Annotated in this window: 15 protein-coding genes; 7 read left to right on the forward strand and 8 right to left on the reverse strand. The window is 74.4% G+C overall.

The features are described 5' to 3' along the window. Window positions 1-213 precede the first annotated feature (213 nt). Entirely contained in the window at window positions 214-540 is a 327-nt protein-coding gene (locus ACI8AP_RS02270) for a hypothetical protein (protein WP_456587699.1), read from the reverse strand. A gap of 1,149 nt (window positions 541-1,689) precedes the next feature. Between ACI8AP_RS02270 and ACI8AP_RS02275 the strand changes: the two genes are divergently transcribed. After that, a complete protein-coding gene (locus tag ACI8AP_RS02275; protein WP_456587700.1) occupies window positions 1,690-2,238 on the forward strand; it encodes a DinB family protein in 549 nt (182 codons plus the stop codon). 80 nt (window positions 2,239-2,318) lie between these two features. After that, complete coding sequence (locus ACI8AP_RS02280) at window positions 2,319-2,561, forward strand: hypothetical protein (protein ID WP_456587701.1); 243 nt, start codon at window positions 2,319-2,321, stop codon at window positions 2,559-2,561. Between the two features lie 9 nt (window positions 2,562-2,570). On the opposite strand, the gene ACI8AP_RS02285 is transcribed toward ACI8AP_RS02280, so the two are convergent. Continuing rightward, window positions 2,571-3,284 carry an NUDIX hydrolase gene (locus ACI8AP_RS02285; protein WP_456587702.1) on the reverse strand — a complete coding sequence of 238 codons (714 nt, stop codon included), beginning with the start codon at window positions 3,282-3,284 and terminating at the stop codon, window positions 2,571-2,573. 64 nt (window positions 3,285-3,348) lie between these two features. Here ACI8AP_RS02285 and nadA point away from each other — a divergent pair, with 64 nt between their 5' ends. The 3 genes from nadA to nadC are packed head-to-tail and all read left to right on the forward strand — an operon-like array spanning window position 3,349 to window position 6,961. After that, window positions 3,349-4,362, forward strand: coding sequence for a quinolinate synthase NadA (gene nadA, locus ACI8AP_RS02290; protein ID WP_456587703.1), 1,014 nt, complete (start codon window positions 3,349-3,351; stop codon window positions 4,360-4,362). Next, window positions 4,359-6,065 carry an L-aspartate oxidase gene (locus ACI8AP_RS02295; RefSeq protein ID WP_456587704.1) on the forward strand — a complete coding sequence of 569 codons (1,707 nt, stop codon included), beginning with the start codon at window positions 4,359-4,361 and terminating at the stop codon, window positions 6,063-6,065. The genes nadA and ACI8AP_RS02295 overlap by 4 nt, the downstream gene beginning before the upstream one ends. Then, a complete protein-coding gene (nadC, locus tag ACI8AP_RS02300) occupies window positions 6,062-6,961 on the forward strand; it encodes a carboxylating nicotinate-nucleotide diphosphorylase (protein ID WP_456587705.1) in 900 nt (299 codons plus the stop codon). Before ACI8AP_RS02295 ends, nadC begins: the two co-directional genes overlap by 4 nt. Before the next feature lie 80 nt (window positions 6,962-7,041). Here the strand turns inward: nadC and ACI8AP_RS02305 are convergent, their stop codons facing one another. Together ACI8AP_RS02305 and ACI8AP_RS02310 are read right to left on the reverse strand one after the other, a co-directional pair. Beyond that, window positions 7,042-7,674 carry a hypothetical protein gene (locus ACI8AP_RS02305; RefSeq protein WP_456587706.1) on the reverse strand — a complete coding sequence of 211 codons (633 nt, stop codon included), beginning with the start codon at window positions 7,672-7,674 and terminating at the stop codon, window positions 7,042-7,044. 164 nt (window positions 7,675-7,838) lie between these two features. After that, complete coding sequence (locus ACI8AP_RS02310; RefSeq protein ID WP_456587707.1) at window positions 7,839-8,873, reverse strand: LLM class flavin-dependent oxidoreductase; 1,035 nt, start codon at window positions 8,871-8,873, stop codon at window positions 7,839-7,841. Window positions 8,874-9,070: 197 nt separating this feature from the next. Here ACI8AP_RS02310 and ACI8AP_RS02315 point away from each other — a divergent pair, with 197 nt between their 5' ends. After that, a complete protein-coding gene (locus ACI8AP_RS02315; protein WP_456587708.1) occupies window positions 9,071-11,002 on the forward strand; it encodes a putative bifunctional diguanylate cyclase/phosphodiesterase in 1,932 nt (643 codons plus the stop codon). Between the two features lie 4 nt (window positions 11,003-11,006). On the opposite strand, the gene ACI8AP_RS02320 is transcribed toward ACI8AP_RS02315, so the two are convergent. The 4 genes from ACI8AP_RS02320 to ACI8AP_RS02335 all read right to left on the reverse strand — a co-directional run bounded on the left by ACI8AP_RS02320 (window position 11,007) and on the right by ACI8AP_RS02335 (window position 14,127). Then, the gene (locus ACI8AP_RS02320) at window positions 11,007-11,396 is read right to left on the reverse strand and encodes a VOC family protein (protein ID WP_456587709.1); all 390 of its coding nucleotides are present in this window, start codon (window positions 11,394-11,396) and stop codon (window positions 11,007-11,009) included. Beyond that, complete coding sequence (locus ACI8AP_RS02325) at window positions 11,396-11,692, reverse strand: ArsR/SmtB family transcription factor (RefSeq protein ID WP_456587710.1); 297 nt, start codon at window positions 11,690-11,692, stop codon at window positions 11,396-11,398. The genes ACI8AP_RS02320 and ACI8AP_RS02325 overlap by 1 nt, the downstream gene beginning before the upstream one ends. A gap of 67 nt (window positions 11,693-11,759) precedes the next feature. Beyond that, window positions 11,760-12,566 (reverse strand): SGNH/GDSL hydrolase family protein, encoded by an 807-nt coding sequence (locus tag ACI8AP_RS02330; protein ID WP_456587711.1) that lies wholly within the window; start codon window positions 12,564-12,566, stop codon window positions 11,760-11,762. 136 nt (window positions 12,567-12,702) lie between these two features. Next, window positions 12,703-14,127 (reverse strand): dihydrolipoyl dehydrogenase family protein, encoded by a 1,425-nt coding sequence (locus ACI8AP_RS02335; protein ID WP_456587712.1) that lies wholly within the window; start codon window positions 14,125-14,127, stop codon window positions 12,703-12,705. Window positions 14,128-14,161: 34 nt separating this feature from the next. Between ACI8AP_RS02335 and ACI8AP_RS02340 the strand changes: the two genes are divergently transcribed. After that, window positions 14,162-14,674 (forward strand): flavin reductase family protein, encoded by a 513-nt coding sequence (locus tag ACI8AP_RS02340; RefSeq protein WP_456587713.1) that lies wholly within the window; start codon window positions 14,162-14,164, stop codon window positions 14,672-14,674. Window positions 14,675-14,683 lie beyond the last annotated feature (9 nt).

Genomic DNA, 14,683 nt, shown 5'->3' on the forward strand with positions numbered 1-14,683 from the left:
CGTCACTGCTGGCCGGCTGGCGCAGGACGCCGTTCGCGTCGATCGTGCTGAGCGCCAGGCGCACCTCTCCCGGCCCGAAGTTCGCGTGCCCATTCCCGAGGTGGTGGCCATAGGCCAGGCACGCCACGCGCAGCCACAGCGGGAGACGAGGGCTGCCCGCCTTCTCTGCCCACGCGTGCTGGAAGTGCTTGGCCCACGCAGGCTGACGGGCTCTCACGCGCCCGCCTCCGGTTCCTCGACGTCCCCGACTCGGACACGAGGCGCGGTGGCCAGCCCCGCCAGCGCACGGGACGGCACCTGCGTCCGCGCCAGCACGGTCCACCTCGGTCCCCGTCGCAGCGCGGTCAGGTGCAGCGAGTCCCCGGCGGTGAAGGCCAGCCGCGTCCCGTCGGGCATGGCCTCGTACTCGTCCACCGTGGGGGTAGACCAGTCCTCGACCGTCGTCCACTTGGACTCGTAGCTCGGCGCACGCTTGGGCCGGTCGATCTTGCGGCGGAACCGCGAGGCGTCGGGGGTCGGGGATGCCTCCGTGGTGGTCACGAGGACACCGCTGGCGGCTCGCAGGACGTGCCCACACGGGCGGGGCACCCGAGGACACGGGCGAAGCTTGCGGGCCTGCCTGACCGGGCGCTCACGCGCCCACGGGTGTACGCCCGCCACGAGGGGTGAGACGTCTCCTCGGGGAAGGTGGCGACGATGGGCGCGCACAGCTCGCACGGCGGGTGCGGCACGCGCGTCCAGCCCAGCGCGTGCCCCCACGAGGCGGAGGCGGCGCAGCGGTCGCAGAGGCCGGCGAGGTACGCGTAGGCATCACGACGGCGATCCCACGCGGCCGCCTGGCCGATGTTCTCGGGACCGTCTGCGCCAGACGTCGCGGCGCTCACGCGGCGCTCACCGTCTGCACGAGACGTGCAGCCTCGTAGGCCTCCACGTCTGCCAGGCGGTAGAGCACACGACGCGAGCTGAGAGAGATGTACGGAACCCCGCGCCGCTCCATGCGCAGATTGGCGAGGTGACCCGTCGACGTGTGGTGGCGCTGTGCCAGCTCACGGGTGGTCAGGAAGACCGCGGGGGTCTCAGACGGGTTGGTACTGAACAATTGAACGGACCTCCGGATACACGTTCCCTGCGAACTGGCGTATCGCCAGGAACCGGGCGATGCCCGGCTGCAAGGTCGGTGTGTGCATGTATGTGGTCACGCAGCGCGGCGCGCTACGCGGCCTGCCGGGTGGCCCCGGCGAGACATGTCGTCCTCGGTCTCTCTGCTCAGTGATCAACGCACCGTGTGGGCGTTCCTCCCCATCATGACCCACGAACGGGTCTACGCCGAGGGTCTGACGGAACGTGTCTCCCACGCGAGCATCGATCCGTCACAGGCAGAGATGTGCCGGCTGAGCTGCCTGGCGGCGTTGAGACCTGCTCACCGACCTCAGCGAAGAGTTTCCTGCACTGTTACCCGTCACATCGGTAACGGCACCTGACGCTGCCTGATCCATACTGACCCGACAGAGCTGCTTGAACCGGGAGAACCGCAGCTAACAGTGGGTTTAGCGTGACCTACGTGATGCCAGCTGAGTGGTGCGACTACTAAGCACTTGGTCGCAGGTTCGATCCCTGCCGGGCGCGCCGCCGGTCGGCCTTCTCGTCACTCCCCTGCTGCAGGATGCGCGCTGCCGGCACCCCCACCGGGTGCCCGACCCGCAGGAGATGGTGACCATGGCGCCTCCCGACCACCGCACCGAACCGCCGCTAACGGGCGGGGAGGCGACGCTGCTGACCGGCTTCCTGGAGTTCCACCGGCAGACGCTGGAGTGGAAGTGCGCCGGCCTGACCCCCGAGCAGCTGGCCACGCGGGCCGTCCCGACCTCCGAGCTCACGCTGCTGGGCATGGTGCGCCACCTCGCGGCGGTGGAGACCGGCTGGCTCGTCGGCTTCGGCGGCCTCCCCCACGACCTGTGGCCCGACGTCGTCCGCGACCGCGACGAGCAGTGGCGGGTCGACCCCGGCACCGTCACCGCGGACGACGTGACCCGGGCGTGGGCGACCTGGCGGGCGGCGGCCGACGCGGTCGGCGGGGTGGCCCGCCGGCTGCCGCTGGACACCGAGGACCGACCGTGGGGCCGCGAGGACGCGTTCTCGCTCCGCTGGATCCTCCTCCACCTGATCGAGGAGTACGCCCGGCACAACGGCCACGCCGACCTGATCCGCGAGGCCCTGGACGGCGCCACCGGCGAGTGACCCGACCGCGGGGCTCCGAGGAACGGGCACCCCGTGCGGCGGGCTGTTGGAGCGCCGGGCGGCCGGGTAGGGGGGCGGGCATGGCGACGAACGGGACGACGACGCTGGAGGTCCACGAGGCCGGGTTCGACGGGACCGTGACCATCGAGCACGGCACCGTCCGGGTGACCGGGACCCGCCCGCAGGACGGGGCCGCCGTGGTCAAGGACGTGCCCGCCGACCGGGACCCCGAGCTGACCCGGCTGGTCGAGCGCGCCATCGACGGGGACACCGGGGTGGCCGGACAGCTGCTGGCCCACGTCGGCGTGACCGACCCGGCCTGAGCCGGCCGGTCAGCGGGGCGCGGGCGGCTTCAGGACGGCGAACGGATCGGTGACCTCCAGCCCCGACGTGACGAAGCGGTAGAGCGCCGCGGGGCGGCCCCCCGCCCGGCCGGGCGCCGCGAGCTCGCCGGTCGGCTCCAGCACGCCGCGGCGCAGCAGCACCCGCTGCAGGTTGGTCGCGGTCACCTCGTAGCCGAGCGCGGCGACGTAGATCTCGCGCAGCTCGGCGACGGTGAACGTCGGCGGGGCGAGCGCGAAACCGACGTTGGTGTACGAGAGCTTCGCCCGCAGCCGCTCCAGGGCCGATCCGACGATCGAGCCGTGGTCGAAGGCCGTCCCCGGCAGCGCGTCGACCGGGTGCCAGGCGGTGTCCTCGGGCAGCACCGGGTCCAGGTCGCCCGGGATCAGGCCGAGGTAGGCGGTCGCCACGGTGCGGCTGCGCGGGTCGCGGTGCGGGTCGCTACGGGTCTCCAGCTGTTCCAGGTGCGCGAGCTGGGCGACCTCCACCTTCGACGCGAGCTGCCGACCGACCGATGCGCCGAGCGTCTCCTCCGGCAGCAGCGGCCCGCCTGGCAACGCCCAGGAACCGGCGAACGGCTCCTTGGCCCGGTGCCAGAGCATCACGTGCAGGCGCGCGCTCCGGACCTGCAGCACCACCGCGAGCGCCTGGTGCGGATAGGCCGGCCGCTCGGGCGAGGACCAGACGGACGTCACGGATTCCATGCTAAGTTTCTCGGCAGAGGTTTTCGCCTGATAGTCCGAAACCCCCACTCCTCCGGAGGTCCCGGTGACCGCAACGCTCCCCGCTCCCACCACCGCGCAGTGGACGCCGGAGCAGTGGCAGGACTGGCGCGACGAGGTCCGCCGGCTGGCCGCCGAGCGCGACGCCGTCGTCCTCGCGCACAACTACCAGGCCGCCCCGATCCAGGACGTCGCCGACCACGTGGGCGACTCCCTCGCCCTGTCCCGCATCGCCGCGGCCAGCACCGCGAGCACGATCGTCTTCGCCGGCGTCCACTTCATGGCCGAGACGGCGAAGATCCTCAGCCCCGAGAAGACCGTGCTGGTGCCCGACGCCGCCGCCGGCTGCTCGCTGGCCGACACGATCACCGCCGACCAGCTCCGCGCGTGGAAGGCCGAGCACCTGGGCGCCGCCGTCGTCTCGTACGTGAACACCACCGCCGAGGTGAAGGCGGAGACCGACATCTGCTGCACCTCCTCCAACGCCGTCGAGGTCGTGGACTCGATCCCCGCCGACCGCGAGGTGCTCTTCCTCCCCGACCAGTTCCTCGGCGCGCACGTCCAGCGGGTCACCGGCCGGCAGAACATGCGCATCTGGATGGGCGAGTGCCACGTGCACGCCGGCATCTCCCCCACCGACCTGCGGCAGAGCATCGAGGACGCGCCCGACGCCGAGGTGCTCGTGCACCCCGAGTGCGGCTGCGCCACGAGCGCGCTCTGGATGGTCGGCCAGGGCGACCTGCCGTCGGACCGGGTGCACGTCCTCTCCACCGGCGCGATGCTCGACCAGGCGAAGCGGACGACGGCGAAGCGCGTGCTGGTCGCCACCGAGATCGGCATGCTCCACCAGCTGCGCCAGGCCAACCCGGCCGCCGCCTTCGAGGCGGTCAACCCGCGCGCCGAGTGCCCCTACATGAAGATGTCGACGCCGGAGAAGCTGCTGCGCGCGCTGCGCGAGGGCCGCGACGAGGTCACCGTCGACCCGGAGATCGCCGCCCGCGCGCGGTCGGCCGTCGAGGCGATGATCGCCCTCGGCACCCCGTCGCTGGTCGGCGAGTGACGGTGGGGCCCCGCCGCACCGCGCCGGTCGCCCCCGCCGTCGTCCCGGCCCTCGCCCTGCCGGCACCGGGCTGGTCCCGCACCACGGAGGTCGCGGTGGTCGGCAGCGGCGCCGCCGGGCTGATGACCGCGCTCGCCCTGGCCGAGGCAGGACGCCGGGTTGCCGTCGTCACCAAGGGCCCGCTCGGCGCCGGCAGCACCCGCTGGGCGCAGGGCGGCCTGGCGGCGGTGCTCGGTGCCGACGACGACGCCGCACTGCACCTGCAGGACACGCTCACCGCCGGGGCGGGGCTGTGCGACGAGGCGGCGGTGGCCGCGCTCGTCGCCGAGGCCCCGGCCGCGGTCCGGCTGCTGCAGCACCTCGGGGCGCGGCTCGACGTGGATGCGCACGGCGCCCCGGCGCTGACCCGGGAGGGCGGGCACAGCCGTGACCGGATCGTGCACGCCGGTGGTGACGCCAGCGGCGCCGAGGTCACCCGCACGCTCGTCGAGGCGCTGGGCGCGGCGGGCGTGGAGGTGCTCGAGCACACGGTCGCGCTCGACGCGCTGCGCGCCGCCGACGGCACGGTGGTCGGACTGCGGGTCGCCCGGGTCGCCGCCGACGGCACCCTCGCCGACGCCGGGGACCTGCGCTCGCACGCCGTCGTCCTCGCGACCGGCGGCTACGGGCAGGCCTACGCCGCCGCCACCAGCCCCGCGGGCACGACCGGCGACGGGCTGGCGCTCGCGCTGCGCGCCGGCGCCGAGGTCGCCGACGTCGAGATGGTGCAGTTCCACCCGACCGTGCTCTGGCAGGGGCCGGGCGCCGCCGGGCAGCAGGTGCTGATCTCCGAGGCGGTGCGCGGCGAGGGCGCGGTACTCGTCGACGGCGACGGACGGCGGATCATGGCCGGCGCGCACCCGCTGGCCGACCTCGCGCCCCGCGACGTCGTCTCGGCCACCATCGCCGCCCACCTGGCCGCCACTGGCGAGGACTGCGTCTTCCTCGACGCGACGGACCTGGGGGCCGGCTTCCTGGAGCGCCGGTTCCCCGGCATCCTCCGCGCCTGCCGCGCGGCCGGGTTCGACCCGGCCACCAAGCCGGTGCCGGTGGCCCCGGGCGCCCACTACACCTGCGGCGGCGTGCTCGCCGACCTCGACGGCCGCACCAGCGTCCCGGGGCTCTTCGCCGTGGGCGAGGTCGCCTGCACCGGTGTGCACGGTGCGAACCGGCTGGCGTCGAACTCGATCACCGAGGGGCTGGTCGCCGCCCGCCGCTGCGCCGACCTGCTGGACGCCACGCTCCCCGCGGGCACACCCGCCACCCCCGCCTCCCCCCGCGCCCTGGCGACCGGTGCGGTGGACCCCGCGTCGCGTGCGGCCATCGGTGCGGCCACCAGCCGGCACGCCGGGGTCGTCCGCACCGCCGACGGCCTGACCGAGCTCACCGGCACGCTGGCCGCCGCGCCCCGCCTGCCCGCCGGCCGGCCGCTCGACCTGGCCGCCGTCGAGGCGACCGCGGTGCACACGGTCGCCACCCTGCTGGCCACCGCGGCGCTCGCCCGCCCGGAGAGCCGCGGCTGCCATCGGCGCGCCGACGCCCCCGGCACCCGGCCCGAGTGGCAGCTGCGGCTCGCCCACCGCATCGACGCCTCCGGCCACCTGCACACCCGCACCGTGCCGCTGAGCGCGCGCGGCACCCGGCAGACCCAGGGAGTGGCATGACCGGCACCGAGTGGCACCCGCTGCGACCGGAGCTGGCCGATGTCCTCCGCGACGGCGGCCTGGACCCGGCGGGCGTCGAGCGGGTGATCCGCCGGGCGCTGGACGAGGACCTGGCGCTCGGCCCCGACGTCACCACGGCCGCCACGGTGCCGGCCGACGCCCGCGCCTCCGGTGACGTGGTGCCGCGTTCGCCCGGCGTGCTGGCCGGTGTCCCGGTCGCCGCGGCGGTGTTCGCCATCGTCGGCGGGGACGACGTCGCCGTGACGGTGCAGGCCGCCGACGGGATGGCGGCCCGCACGAACGCCCCCGTGCTCACCGCGACGGGGCCGACGCGGTCCCTGCTGACGGCGGAGCGCACCGCGCTCAACCTGGTCGGTCACCTCTCCGGCATCGCCACGTTGACCCGGCGCTGGGTCGACGCCGTCGAGGGCACCGGCGCCGCCATCCGCGACACCCGCAAGACGCTGCCCGGGCTGCGCGTGCTGGAGAAGTACGCCGTCCGCTGCGGCGGCGGGGTCAACCACCGCATGGCCCTGGGCGACGCCGCCCTGGTCAAGGACAACCACGTGGCGGCAGCAGGCGGCATCGCAGCGGCGGTGGAGGCGGTGCGAGCGCACTCCCCGCAGATCCCGCTCGAGGTGGAGTGCGACACCCTCGACCAGGTGCGCGAGGCGATCGACGCCGGCGTGCAGCTGGTGCTGCTCGACAACTTCTCGCTCGCCGACACCCGCGCGGCGGTGGAGCTGGTGGGCGGCACCGGCGTTCGGCTGGAGGCCAGCGGCGGGCTGTCGCTGGAGCGGGCCGCCGAGGTGGCGGCGACCGGCGTCGACTATCTCGCCGTCGGCGCGCTCACGCACAGCGCTCCGGTGCTCGACCTCGGCTTCGACCTGCGCTGACCCGCTGCCCGGCCGCCGCTCTGGGGGTATTCCTCGCGCCTCGGGAGTCCTGCAGCACCCCCAGAGCGCGGGCAGCACCCTTAGAGCGGCTCGCGGGCGGGGCGCTCAACGAGGAATCGGCGGGCCCGCCGCTCGTTGCGGAGCACCAGCGGGAGGAGCACGGCCATGCCGAGGGCCATCACCACGACCAGGCCCAGGCGCCAGGGCGACGGCGAGCCGATGAACTGCCCGACGAACATGAGCAGCAGGCCGAGCTGGAGGATCAGCAGCCACCGCTGAGCGGTCAGCCGCTCGGCCAGGTGGCGTACCAGGGGCACGTGCGTCGGATCGACCGGCACGCTGCCGCGCAACTCCTGCAGGAGCAGCTTCTGCTGTCGACGGTCCAGCACCGTCAGGGGGCTGCGCAGGCCGCCGAGCCGACGGGTGGCACGCCACTGCCCGATCGCGCCGACCGCCACAAGCACCCACGCGGACATGGCGGCGACGAGCGCTGCGATCTCCTGCCAGAGCGGTTCGTCCTCCGTCGCGGACGGCTCGCCGCCCGCCCACGCAGCCACCGCGAAGGCGATGGCCACGCACAGCACGAGCAGGCCCGCCACCAGCAGGACGACGAGCCGGCGTCCCCGGCGGACGCGCGCCTCGAGCGCCTCGGACGGCAGCCCGTCGAGAATCCGCCGGGCTTCAGCCCAGGCCTCGGCATCGGTGGTGGGCACCCGCAGAGTCTGGTGTGGAACCGGCACCGACGCGCCCGCCTCCAGCGGATTCCACCGGGCGGGTGACGCCGCCCGACGTCAGCAGTTGTCGACACGTGGTGGTGTCGACAGGCCGGAAGACGACGACGAGTCGACACGGACGCCGCCGGGGCGGGCCCGCGGCGCTACCGCGAGTCCGGGTGCACCCAGCCGATCGCGGGCGCGACGTGCTCGACGATGGTCCGCAGCAGGTGGGCGTTGTACACGACGCCCAGCATGTTCGGCACGGTGAGCAGAAGGCTGTCGGCCTCGCGGACGGCGGCGTCCTTGGCCAGCTCCTCGGCGAGCACGTCGGGCTCGCCGGTGTAGCTCTTGCCGAAGCGGGCCCGCACGCCCTCGAGGATGCCGACCTGGTCCTCACCCTCGCGGCCGCCGCCGAAGTACTGCCGGTCCAGGTCGCTGGTGATCGGCAGCACGCTGCGGCTCACCGAGACCCGCGGCTCGCGCTGCCACCCCGCCTCGGCCCAGGCGGCGCGGTAGCGGGCGATCTGCTCGGCCTGCAGCTCGTCGAAGGGGACGCCGGTGTCCTCGACCAGCAGGGTGGAGCTCATCAGGTTCAGCCCCTGCCGCGCCGTCCACTCCGCCGTCGCGCGGGTGCCCGAACCCCACCAGATGCGGTCGGCCAGCCCCGGCGACTGCGGCTGGATCGCGAGCTTCCCCGTCGCGCCACCGGTCATCCGCGGGTCGGCGTCCACCACCGGCTGCCCGTTGATCGCCGCGAGGAAGAGGGCGGTCTTCTGCCGGGCCAGCTCGGCGTCGGTGCTGCCCTCGCCGGGCACGTACCCGAACGCCTCGGACCCGCGCAGCGCCGTCTCCGGTGATCCCCGGCTGACGCCCAGCTGCAGCCGGCCGTCGGCGAGCAGGTCGGTCGCCGCCGCCTCCTCGGCCATGTAGAGCGGGTTCTCGTAGCGCATGTCGATGACGCCGGTACCGAGCTCGATCCGGCTGGTGCGGGCCGCCATCGCGGCCAGCAGCGGGAAGGGGGAGGCGAGCTGGCGGGCGAAGTGGTGCACCCGCACGTAGGCGCCGTCGAGCCCCAGCTCCTCGGCGGCCACCGCGAGCTCCACGCTCTGCACGAGGGCGTCCCGCCCGGTGCGCACCTGCGAGCCCGGGATGGGCTGCCAGTGCCCGAAGGACAGGAAGCCGATCCGCTTGTCCACGACTGGTCCTTTCGTCGATGTCTGCTCCAGCAGCACCCGGGGACCGGCCCGGATTCCCGTGCCCTGTGGCAGATCACCGCAGCGGACGCGATGGGTGGGACGGGTGAGGTCTCCTGCGACGGAGTGTGACGGGACGATCACGACTCTCCGTGAACCGGTTCCGTCACTTCTCGCCTGCGATGCGTGACGCTGTCCGGGTGAGCCTCCCCGCACCCGAGATGCCCCGTTCCCCGGGCACGCCCGGCGGTGGCGCCGGGCAGCGCTTGCGGGCGATCGACACGCTGCTCGCCGACCGGGGCCAGCTGTTCCAGGCCCTGTTCCTCGGCGCTCCGATCGCCAAGGCCCTCGTCGACCTCGACGGGCACGTGCTGGTCGCCAACCCGCGGATGTGCGCCCTCACCGGCCGCACAGCCGAGAACCTGGCCGGCCGGCACATCGACCTGCTGGCCCACCCCGACGACCCGCCGGTGGGCGACCTCGGCCTGGAACCAAGCCCGGGTGAGCCCGCGCTCGATCCGAACCTGCTGCTCGACGGCGAGCGCCGGCTGCGCCGCTCCGACGGCACGGAGCTGTGGGTGGTCCAGTCCCACGAGGTGGTGCGGCAGAACAACGGCACGGCGCAGTTCGTCGTCCTCTCGCTGGTCGACGTCACCGACCGCCGCCGCGCGGAGGAGGACGCCGTCCGCCGCGCGTTCATGGACCCGCTCACCGGCCTGCCCAACCGCCGCGCCCTCACCGACCGGCTGCGGCACGCCGTGGCGCTCTCCCGGCGCCGGGGCCTGCAGGTCGGCCTGGTGCACCTCAACATCGACCGGTTCCAGGCGGTCAACGACGCCCTCGGCCACGAGGCCGGCGACCTGCTGCTCAGCCAGTTCGCCGACCGGCTGCGGTGGAGCACCCGCGTCGAGGACACCGCCGTGCGCCTGGGCGCCGACGAGTTCCTCGTCGTCGCCGAGGACGTCGAGGACCTCGACGGGCTGCGCGCCCTGGCCGACCGCCTGCTGAGCGTGCTCGACGAGCCGTTCGTGGTGAACGGCCGGGAGATCACCCTCTCGGCCAGCGTGGGCCTCACGCTCGGCGCCGACATGACCCCCGACGACCTGCTCCGCCAGGCGCAGAGCGCGCTGACGAAGGCCAAGGCCGACGGCCAGCGCGCCCGCATCGAGGTGCACGAGGGGGCGCTCAGCCGCAGCGACGTCGACGCGCTGCAGCTGGAAACCGAACTGCGGCACGCCCTCGACCACGACGAGCTGCGACTGTTCTACCAGCCGATCGTGCACCTGGCCGACGAGACGCTGCTCGGCTACGAGGCGCTGATCCGCTGGCAGCACCCCACCCGCGGCCTGCTGCCGCCCGGCGTCTTCCTGGACGTCGCGGAGAACAACCGGCTGACCTCGAAGCTCGGCGCGTGGGTGCTGCGCCGCGCCTGCCTGGACGCCGCCACCTGGGCCGACGACCTGCGGGTGCACGTCAACATCTCCGCCCGCCACCTCGCCGAGGACGGCTTCAGCGAGCTGGTCGCCGCCGCGCTGGAGGAGTCCGGCCTGCCGCCGCACCGGCTCGAGCTGGAGATCACCGAGTCGACCGCGCTGTTCGCCGCCGAGGCGACGCTGCACTCGGTCGCCGTCGTCACCGAGCAGGGCGTGACGCTCGCGCTGGACGACTTCGGCACCGGGTACTCGGCGATCACCGCACTGCACCGGCTGCCCATCCACACGGTGAAGATCGACCGGTCGTTCGTGGCCGACGTCGTCACCGAGCCCTCGACGGCGGCGCTCGTGCACGGGCTGCTGCAGCTCGGCCGCGGCATGGGCCTGCAGGTCATCGCCGAGGGCATCGAGGACCTCGACCAGGCCGCCTGGCTGCTCGACCACGGATGCGCCATGGCGCAGGGCTACGCGTTCGGCCGCCCCGCGCCGCTGCCCAGCCCGGCGGAGGTGCTCATCGGCGAGGTCACCGAGACCCCGGCCGAGGACGTCGCCGGCAAGCTGCTGCCCGAGCCGCCGGCGCCGCTCCCGCTCCCCCGCCAACGGCCGCCCTCGACCCCGCGGGGGCACGACGTCACCGACACCGGCCGGTTGTCGGCCCGCACGCTCTTCGACGAGCTCGCCGACCCCGACGAGGACTAGGTCCTCACTGCTTCATGGCGGCGAGCTGGATCAGGTTGCCGCAGGTGTCGTCGAGGACGGCGGTGACCACCGGCCCGAGGTCGGTGGCGTCCTGGGTGAACTCCACACCCAGGCCCTTCAGCCGCTCGACCTCGGCGTGCACGTCGTCGACGGCGAACTGGGTGAACGGGATGCCGTCGGCGACCAGCGCCTCCTTGAGCGGGCGTGCCGCGGGGTGGCCGTCGGGCTCCAGCAGCAGCTCGACGCCGTCCGGGTCGGCTGGCGAGACCACGGTGAGCCAGCGCGCCTCGCCGGCGGGCACGTCGGTCTTCTTCACGAACCCCAGCTTCTCGGTGTAGAAGGCGAGCGCCTTCTCCTGGTCGTCGACCCACACGCTGGTGAGGTGGATGCGCATCACGGTGTCGGTTCCTCTCGCTGGATCGGCCACCGCTCGACGATCGAGCGCAGCGGGCCCGTGTCGAGGTGGTGGAACTTGTACCGGCCCTGCCGCCGGGTGCGCACCAGACCGGCCTGCTCCAGCACCGCGAGGTGCTGGGAGATGGCCTGGCGCGAGGAGGCCAGCCCGTGCTTCATGGCCAGCCGGCCGCAGATCTCGAACAGCGTCTGACCGTCCCGGTCGTGCAGCTCGTCGAGGATCGTGCGTCGGGTCGCGTCACCGAGCGCCTTGAACAGCTCCGGGTCCGTGTCCACGGCTCAGTATCAGGCAAGTACTCACTTGCCTATCAAGGTGTTTCGTCGTCCGTGCCGGTACGGGGCGTCAGGGACGCGGGAGCGCCAGGGGCACCGGACGCTTGGGCGCCCGGCCGTCACCGGAGGACCGGCCGCGCAGCCGCCGGCCGATCCAGGGGGCCACGAAGCCGCGCACCCAGGCCGCCTCCTCGGCCAGGGCCGCCCGCAGCTCGCGCGGCGGCTGCGGCGGGAGCGGGGTGCGCCAGTCCTCGCCGTCGGCCCCGGGAAGGCCCAGCGCCGCAGCGGCGGCCAGCGCCATCCGGCGGTGCCCCTCGTCGGTCAGGTGGATGCGGTCGGTGTCCCAGAGCCGGAAGTCCTGGAGCCACTGCGCCCCCCACTGGTCCAGGACGACGGCGCCCTGGCGGGCGGCGATCGACCAGATGTTGGCGTTGAAGACGGCGATCTTGCCGCGGACCCGCCGCAGGATCGGGGTGTTGCGGGTGTCGACCGCGGTGGCCAGCAGCACGTCGGCGCCCGCGGCGCGGAGGCCGACGACGGCCGCCTCCAGCGTGGCGGCGAGCTGGTCCGGGTCGGCGCCGGGGCGCATCAGGTCGTTCCCGCCGGCGACCAGGCTGACCAGGTCCGGCTCGGCCTCGAGCGCCACCGACACCTGCTCGTCGACGACCTGGTGCAGCAGCCGGCCACGGATCGCCAGGTTCGCGTACTCGACGTCGGCGTGCGGCGCCGCGGCCACGAGGTGCTCGGCCAGCCGGTCGGCCCAGCCGCGGAACTCTCCCGGGCGCTCGGGGTCGGGATCGCTCAACCCCTCGGTGAACGAGTCGCCGAGAGCGATGTAGCGGTGCCACGGGGAACGCGACGAACGGTCGAACTGCACGACGCAACTCCAGCACGGGCGCCGGCGCCGCCGTCGCGGGGGTGCGGCCGCCGCGACCTCCCGCCCCTGCACCGCGGTCGCGAGCCCAGCCGTACGCGCACGGGGCGGTGGCCACGGGGCTGGGGTGACGGGCCGCTCAGCCGCGGTAGGTCTCCAGCAGCCGCAGCCAGATCTCGCTGATCGTCGGGTAGGCCGGAACGGCGTGCCAGAGCCGGGCGATCGGCACCTCGCCGACGACGGCGATCGTCGCCGCGTGCAGCAGCTCGGCGACCGCCGGGCCGACGAAGGTCACGCCCAGCAGCACCTCACGCTCGGTGTCGACGACCGCTATCGCCGTCCCGGTGTAGCCGTCGGCGAACACCGAGGCGCCCGCGACGCTGCCGATCGGGTACTCGACGACGCGGTGCGGCAGGCCGGCGTCCCGCGCCTCGGCCGCGGTGCGCCCGACGCTGGCGACCTGCGGCGAGGTGAACACCACCGACGGCGTCGCGACGTCGTCGGCGGTGGCCACGAACGGCGACCACGGTGCGGTGTCCACCTGCTCGCCGCGGGCCCGTGCGACGATCGCCGCCCCTGCCTGGCGGGCCTGGTACTTGCCCATGTGGGTGAGCAGCTGCCGGCCGTTGACGTCGCCGATGCCGTAGAGCCAGGGCACCCCCTCGACCTGCAGCGTGGCGTCGACGGGCAGGTACTCCCCCGGCTCCAGCCCGACGGTCTCCACCCCGAGGTCGGTGGTGCGCGCGGCCCGGCCGATCGCGACCAGCACCTCGTCCCCGCGGACCTCGCCGTCCGCCGTCGTCAGCACGACCTCGGTGCCGTCGCGGCGGGCGGCGGTGACCTCCGTGCCCAGCCGCACGTCCACGCCGGCTTCCCGCAGCGCGCCGGCGACGGCGTCCCCGGCCTGCGGCTCCAGCCGCGGCAGCAGGCGGTCGCCGCGCTGCAGGACGGTGACCTGCGAGCCCAGCGCCTGCCAGGCCGTGGCCATCTCGCAGCCGACGTAGCCGCCACCGAGCACGAGCAGCCGGCCCGGCGCCTCCTTGGCGCTGGTGGCCTCGCGCGGGCCCCACGGGTCGACGTCGGCCAGCCCCTCGATCGGCGGGGTCGCCGCCGCCGACCCGGTGCACACGGCGACCGCGTGGCGGGCCGTCAGTCGGATCGCGGTCCCGTCCTCGGCGGTGACGACGACAGTCCGCTCGCCGTCGAGCCGGCCGGCGCCCCGCAGCAGGTCGATGCCGGCGCCCTGCACCCACTCGACCTGGCCCGAGTCGTCCCAGTGCGAGGTGAAGGAGTCGCGGCGGGCGAGGGTGGCCGCCACGTCCTGGTCACCGGTGACCGCCTGGCGGGCGCCGTCGACGGCGCGCGCCTCGGCCAGCACCTCGGTGCCGCGCAGCAGCGCCTTGCTCGGCATGCACGCCCAGTACGAGCACTCGCCGCCCACCAGCTCCGGTTCCACCAGGACGGCCGACAGGCCGCCCCGGACGACGATGTCGGCGACGTTCTCCCCGGTGGACCCGGCCCCCAGGACGACGACGTCGTAGGTCCGCTCCGCTGCATCGCTCACCGGCTCATCCTGGTCATGTGGTCGACTGGCCGCCATGCCGGTCGACGCCCGCGAGTTCACCGCCGCCCTGGCCCAGTACGCCGCCGGGGTGTGCCTGCTGACCGTGCAGGACGACATCGACGACGTCGGGACGACGGTCAGCTCGGTCATGAGCGTCTCGGCCGCCCCCCCGCTGGTCGCCGTCGGCCTGACCGCGGGCGGCTACCCCGCCGAGGTGCTGGAGGCGGTCGGCCGCTGCGCGCTGACCGTGCTGGCCGCGCCGCACGCCATCGTGGCCTCCCGGTTCGCCACGGCGGGGCGGCCCAGCGCGCGGCACCTGCTGGAGACCGTGCCCTGGACCCGGGCCGCCGGCAGCGGCGCCATCATCCTGAGCGAGGCGCCGGCCGCCCTGGACTGCCGCCTGGAACGGCTGGTCGAGGCCGGCGACCACGTGCTGGCGCTGCTGACCGTGGACGACGTGCCGGTGCTCAACCCTGACGCCCGCCCGCTGCTGCGACTGCGCGGGCGGTTCGTCGACGAGACGGGGGCCGCCGCCGGGCGCGGTTGAGCGACTGGT

This window comes from Blastococcus sp. SYSU DS1021, from assembly GCF_054050995.1.

Excerpts from the sequence above, each read along its gene's own strand:
- ACI8AP_RS02340 (WP_456587713.1), top strand. The coding sequence starts at position 14,162 with ATGCCGGTCGACGCCCGCGAGTTCACCGCCGCCCTGGCCCAGTACGCC.
- ACI8AP_RS02280 (WP_456587701.1), top strand. The coding sequence starts at position 2,319 with ATGGCGACGAACGGGACGACGACGCTGGAGGTCCACGAGGCCGGGTTC.
- ACI8AP_RS02285 (WP_456587702.1), bottom strand. The coding sequence starts at position 3,284 with ATGGAATCCGTGACGTCCGTCTGGTCCTCGCCCGAGCGGCCGGCCTAT.
- nadC (WP_456587705.1), top strand. The coding sequence starts at position 6,062 with ATGACCGGCACCGAGTGGCACCCGCTGCGACCGGAGCTGGCCGATGTC.
- ACI8AP_RS02320 (WP_456587709.1), bottom strand. The coding sequence starts at position 11,396 with ATGCGCATCCACCTCACCAGCGTGTGGGTCGACGACCAGGAGAAGGCG.